General features: G+C 69.4%; 1 pseudogene. It reads right to left on the minus strand.

Annotated features, from left to right (window positions below):
- Positions 1–232, minus strand: a pseudogene (locus tag ACQG3P_RS24770) (EAL domain-containing protein); the annotation flags it as partial.

Here is a 232-nt window from a genome sequence, read left to right on the forward strand (position 1 = left end):
AGCCATTCCTGGTCCTGCGCGGTGGCAAACAGCGTGCGTGGGGTATGCCCGTTATGCGGTTCGCGCAGCCGCCGCTGCAGCAGTTCCGGGTCGGCCATGGGCTGCTGGGCGATCAGGCGGCCGTCGGGGGTGGCCACCGCCAGCCGGACGTTGGGTTCGGCGTTGACATCCAGGAAGCGGGTGGGGTCCATGAGGATGTCGTGCGTGCCGTGCTGCAGGGTGAGCAGCGAGG

The organism is Stenotrophomonas sp. SrG (assembly GCF_050031795.1).
Taxonomy (GTDB): Bacteria; Pseudomonadota; Gammaproteobacteria; order Xanthomonadales; family Xanthomonadaceae; genus Stenotrophomonas; species Stenotrophomonas rhizophila_A.